At 57.7% G+C, this 4,890-nt stretch carries 3 protein-coding genes and 1 pseudogene; 3 read left to right on the forward strand and 1 reads right to left on the reverse strand.

Annotated elements, in window-relative coordinates; translation table 11 throughout:
- Positions 1-84: 84 nt before the first annotated feature.
- Both I5W_RS16615 and I5W_RS16620 read left to right on the forward strand, forming a co-directional pair.
- Complete coding sequence (locus I5W_RS16615) at positions 85-921, forward strand: hypothetical protein (RefSeq protein ID WP_148289129.1); 837 nt, start codon at positions 85-87, stop codon at positions 919-921.
- 23 nt (positions 922-944) lie between these two features.
- A complete protein-coding gene (locus I5W_RS16620) occupies positions 945-1,418 on the forward strand; it encodes a hypothetical protein (protein WP_044530052.1) in 474 nt (157 codons plus the stop codon).
- A 38-nt stretch (positions 1,419-1,456) separates the two neighbouring features.
- Here I5W_RS16620 and I5W_RS16625 read toward each other — a convergent pair.
- A pseudogene (locus I5W_RS16625) lies at positions 1,457-2,415 on the reverse strand (IS3 family transposase); the annotation flags it as partial.
- 431 nt (positions 2,416-2,846) lie between these two features.
- Between I5W_RS16625 and I5W_RS16630 the strand changes: the two are divergent.
- The coding region (locus tag I5W_RS16630) for an indolepyruvate ferredoxin oxidoreductase family protein (protein WP_044530054.1) at positions 2,847-4,890 on the forward strand (2,044 nt) is incomplete at its 3' end.

The following is a 4,890-nucleotide window of genomic DNA, read 5'->3' on the forward strand; positions in this document are numbered from 1 at the left end:
CTTGGATGACCTTGTAGAGGCACTGGATAGTGCCGATATCGTTCTTACACCCCATCAGACAAGCCCAGAGCAGTCACTTGTCCCGTGATGGATAACGAAATATGCAGCCTTAAACACGGGATCTACAACCTTGGTTTGTTCGCAGTCGCTGCATCAGCGACAGGCCGCGAATTTGCTAATTGGTGGAGTAAGCGCGTCTATCATTTTTGCCGTGCTGACATTCCTAACGGACTGTTTACCGACCAGCGCTGGATCGACCTCGTCCCCGCATTTTTTAGTGGCGTTGCAATCATGCGCTCAAGCCGGCATAACGTTGCACCCTGGAACCTGACTACCCGTAAGCTGAGTGTTTCCGAAGCTGGACAATACTTGGTTGACAACGAACCATTGGGTTTCTACCACTTCACCGGATTTGATAGCGGCGCACATCGCATTATGGCGACTAAGAACGCTGAAAGTAATCAGGTGGTACATCAGCTCATTGAATGGTACGACAATGAAACGGCAGTTCTGGCCCAGGATCCGCTTGCTAACGAGCCGTGGGCCTATGGAACTTATACAGATGGCACACCAATCTCTAAGGCGCAGCGATTGGTCTATCGAGAAAGAACGGATCTCCAGGTTGCCTTTCCTGACCCATTTGATGCAACTACCTACCGCATCTGGTGGGATACTCAGGGCCGAGTTGAATTCCCTGATTTTTTCTGCGACGAGACGCATGACTCCGCGATAGCAAAACTTTCCTCCGGGCTGACACCCGGGTATAGGGGGGGGGAGAGCCGTGTCGATTGGGGGAAACTGTGTGGAATTTTGATGCAGTCGCTGTCTCAGCCAAAGTCTGGCCTCGAAGTCGGAAAGCGTGGTTGGGAAATTCTTAAAAATGAAGGCGTCTTTGGTTTAAAGCGCCGATTACTTAATTAACTATTCAGTCACAGGAGAATTTCATGAATAAAAGACTTATTCCTTTTGCTCTGTTCGTCGGTCTGCTTTTTGGGTGTGATGATGGTGGGGAATCTAACGCCGGCTCGGCAAAAGGCGATGCATCGAGTAGTTCTTATGCGCTTCCAACTGCATACGCAAGTCTTCCGAAAAAAAAAGGCGGGGCCTGTGATTTCGATCGGCATCCTTCTCAGGGTGACGACCGGCTTATTTCTGGCTGGGCGATGATCTCGGCCAAAGACGGGACTCTTGCTGAGGCAATGGTGCTTGGGTTTTCCTCTAACGGGAGTGAAAAATTCGTAGTCTCCCCCATGCTAAAGCGTGAAGACGTCGCCAAGTATTTTAATAACCCTGCTTTGATCGATAGCGGATTTGGTGTCTCCTTGAAGAGATCCGAGATTGCCGCCGGGGCCAAAGTAACGGTGTACCAAGTCTTCCAGGGAGCTCTTTACGCCTGTGATGTCAACGTTACACTTTGATCTCCAATCGCTAGGTGACTTGAATCGCCCCGGCTGCACTAGACACTTTCCAGTCTATTGAAATGCTGCTGTTCGAACTGTATGGGAGGAACGTTGCCGTTATAGGAATGGCGACGTTTCGGGTTGTAGAACATCTCGATGTAATCGAACACATCCGACCGTGCTTCGTTACGGTCAGCATAGATACGGCGCTTAATGCGCTCACGTTTCAAGAGCTGGAAGAAGCTCTCTGCCACAGCATTGTCGTGGCAGTTGCCGCGCCGGCTCATGCTGGGCACCAGACTGTGCGACTTCAGGAATGCCTGCCAGTCATGACTGCTGAACTGACTGCCTTGGTCTGAATGCACAATGACCTCCTGCTCCGGACTCCTGCGCCAAACCGCCATCAGCAAAGCGTCCATTGCCAAGTTGCGGTCAATACGCGAGCCCATCGACCAGCCAATCACCTGGCGTGAGAACAGGTCGAGCACCACGGCCAGATACAGCCAACCCTCGTGGGTGCGGATATAGGTGATGTCCGTAACCCATGCCAGGTTCGGCGCCGGCACGTCGAACTTCTGTTGTAGATGATTCGGGGCAATGACTGCCGGCTTGCCATAGCGCCCAGCACGACGGCGATAACCAGTCTGGGACTTGAGGCTTTCTGTGCGCATCAGGCGATAGACCCGATGCTTGTCACAACGCTCGCCCAAGTTGGGCAGGTCGGCCGTAATCTTGCGATAGCCATAGATCCCGCCAGATTCCAGCCACGATTGCTTGATGAGCGCCAGGAGCAGCCGGTTCTCCTTGGTCCTCTCGGATTCGGGTCGGGCCTTCCAAGCGTAGTAGCCGCTGGGATGGACGCGCATTACGCGGCACATCGTGCGAACGGCATGCTGGGGTTCGGGAGCCACAATGAATGCGTACTTTACCGGAACTCGTTGGCAAAGAACGCGGCGGCCTTTTTTTGGATGTCGCGCTCTTCGGTGACGCGTATGAGCTTAGCCTTGAGGCGACGCCTTGCTGGCAGGTCTGTGCCCGACGCTCCTCAGGCGCCAATGCGTACTTCTTAGTCAGTGAGGTGAGGTATCGTTTTTTCTTATATCCCTATCCTCATTCGGTATTTGCGCCTCTGCGCGCCCTGCGGATAGACTTCAGTCACAGCAGTTTTCGAGACGGAGATTGTTGTGTTGACCGCTACCACGGTCGATGTGTCTGGCAGTGATGTGCCGTACCCGGCGCAGTAATGGCAGACGCTATCTGAAACAAAAATTTTGGAGACAAGCAATGCACATCCGTTCGGCAGCTGAGCCTGCCGCAGCGGCGACGCCTACCGTAGAGGGCGATCGCAACTGCGCACAGGCTGCGACCCAAGTGAGCGCTCACTGGCCGGTCCTGCAAGAGGTATCACAGTCACCGCAGACACCCGGTTCCCCCGCGACAGACGGCTTGCCTACCGTCTGCGCACACTCTACCGATACAGTTGCTGACACTTCCGGGCTGGCGCCTGTCAGTCTGGACGACAAATACACCGCCACCGCAGGCAGCATCTATCTCTCCGGCATCCAGGCCCTGGTGCGCCTGCCGATGTTGCAGCAGATGCGTGACCGCGCCGCGGGCCTGAATACAGCCGGTTTCATTTCGGGCTATCGCGGCTCGCCCCTGGGCGGGCTGGATGAAGCGCTGTGGCAGGCCCAGCCGCACCTGGCTGCGCAGCGCGTGAAGTTCCAGCCGGGCGTGAACGAAGACATGGCCGCCACGGCCGTCTGGGGCACGCAGCAGGTCAAGCTGATCGGGCCCTCCGACTACGACGGCGTCTATGCCATGTGGTATGGCAAGGGGCCGGGCGTGGATCGCTGCGGCGATGTGCTCAAGCACATGAACCATGCCGGCACCTCGGCCCACGGCGGCGTGCTGCTGGTGGCTGGAGATGATCATGGCGCCTATTCTTCGACGCTGCCGCACCAGTCCGATCACATCTTCTCGGCCTCGATGATCCCCATGCTCTATCCCTGCAACGTCCAGGAATACCTGGACCTGGGGCTGCATGGTTGGGCCATGTCGCGTTACTCCGGTTGTGTGGTCGGCTTCAAGGCGCTGGCCGATACGGTCGAGTCGAGTGCTTCGGTGGATGCCAATCCGTTGCGGGTCGAGATCCGCTTGCCCACCGATTTCGTCATGCCCCCGGGCGGCTTGAATGCGCGCCTGTCCATCGACACCCTGGGCGTGCAGGCGCGCAAGCAGGAAGCGCTGATGCAGGACTACAAGATCTATGCCGCGCTGGCCTATGCGCGTGCCAACCGGCTCAATCGCGTGATGATCGACAGTCCCCGTGCGCGGCTGGGCATCATCGCTTCTGGCAAATCCTATCTCGACGTGTTGGAAGCGCTGTCCGAGCTGGGCATCGATGAAGCCTTTGCCGCCGAGATCGGCCTGCGGCTGTTCAAGGTCTCCATGCCCTGGCCGCTGGAACCGGAAGGCGTGCGCGAATTTGCGCAAGGCCTGGATGAAATCCTGGTGGTGGAAGAAAAACGCCAGATGGTCGAATACCAGTTGAAGGAACAGCTTTACAACTGGCGCGACGACGTGCGTCCGCGCGTGATCGGCAAGTTCGATGAAAAGGGGGAATGGGTGGCCCCGCGCGGCGAGTGGCTGCTCACTTCCAAGGCCGATTTCTCGGTGGCCCAGATCGCCCGCGTGATCGCTGCGCGCATCGCGCGCTTTCACACCAGCGACCTCATCAAGGCGCGCCTGGCCTTTCTCGATGCCAAGGATGCGGTGCTCACCAAGGCGGTCAATACGCCACCGCGCCCGGCCTACTATTGCTCGGGCTGCCCGCACAATAGCTCCACCCGCGTGCCCGAGGGCAGCTTCGCGCTGGCTGGCATCGGCTGTCACGTCATGGCCACCGCCATCTATCCCGAATTCAACAAGCTGACCACCCACATGGGCGGCGAGGGTGCGCCCTGGATCGGGCAGGCGCCTTTTTCCAAGGTGCCGCACGTGTTTGCCAATCTGGGCGATGGCACCTATTTCCATTCCGGTTACTTGGCTATTCGCGCCGCCGTGGCGGCCAAGGTCAATATCACCTACAAGATCCTCTACAACGATGCGGTGGCCATGACCGGAGGCCAGCCGGTCGACGGTACGATCTCGGTGCCGATGATTGCGCAGCAGATGGCGGCCGAAGGCGTGCAGCGTATCGCCCTGGTGTCCGAAGACATCGCACGCTATGCCGAGCGCACCCAGTTGCCGTCCATCGTCAGCGTGCATGATCGTCAGCAGATGGATGCGGTCCAGCGCGAACTGCGCGAGTGGCCGGGCGTGAGCGTCATCATTTATGACCAGACCTGCGCGGCGGAAAAGCGCCGGCGTCGCAAGAAGGGGCAATTGCCCGATCCCGATGAACGTCTCTTCATCAACTCCGCCGTCTGCGAAGGCTGCGGCGATTGCGGCACGCAATCGAACTGCACCGCTATCCTGCCGCTGAAAC

It is taken from the genome of Herbaspirillum sp. B65 (assembly GCF_000333555.1).
Lineage (GTDB): Bacteria > Pseudomonadota > Gammaproteobacteria > Burkholderiales > Burkholderiaceae_D > Herbaspirillum > Herbaspirillum rubrisubalbicans.

Excerpts from the sequence above, each read along its gene's own strand:
- I5W_RS16620 (WP_044530052.1), top strand. The coding sequence starts at position 945 with ATGAATAAAAGACTTATTCCTTTTGCTCTGTTCGTCGGTCTGCTTTTT.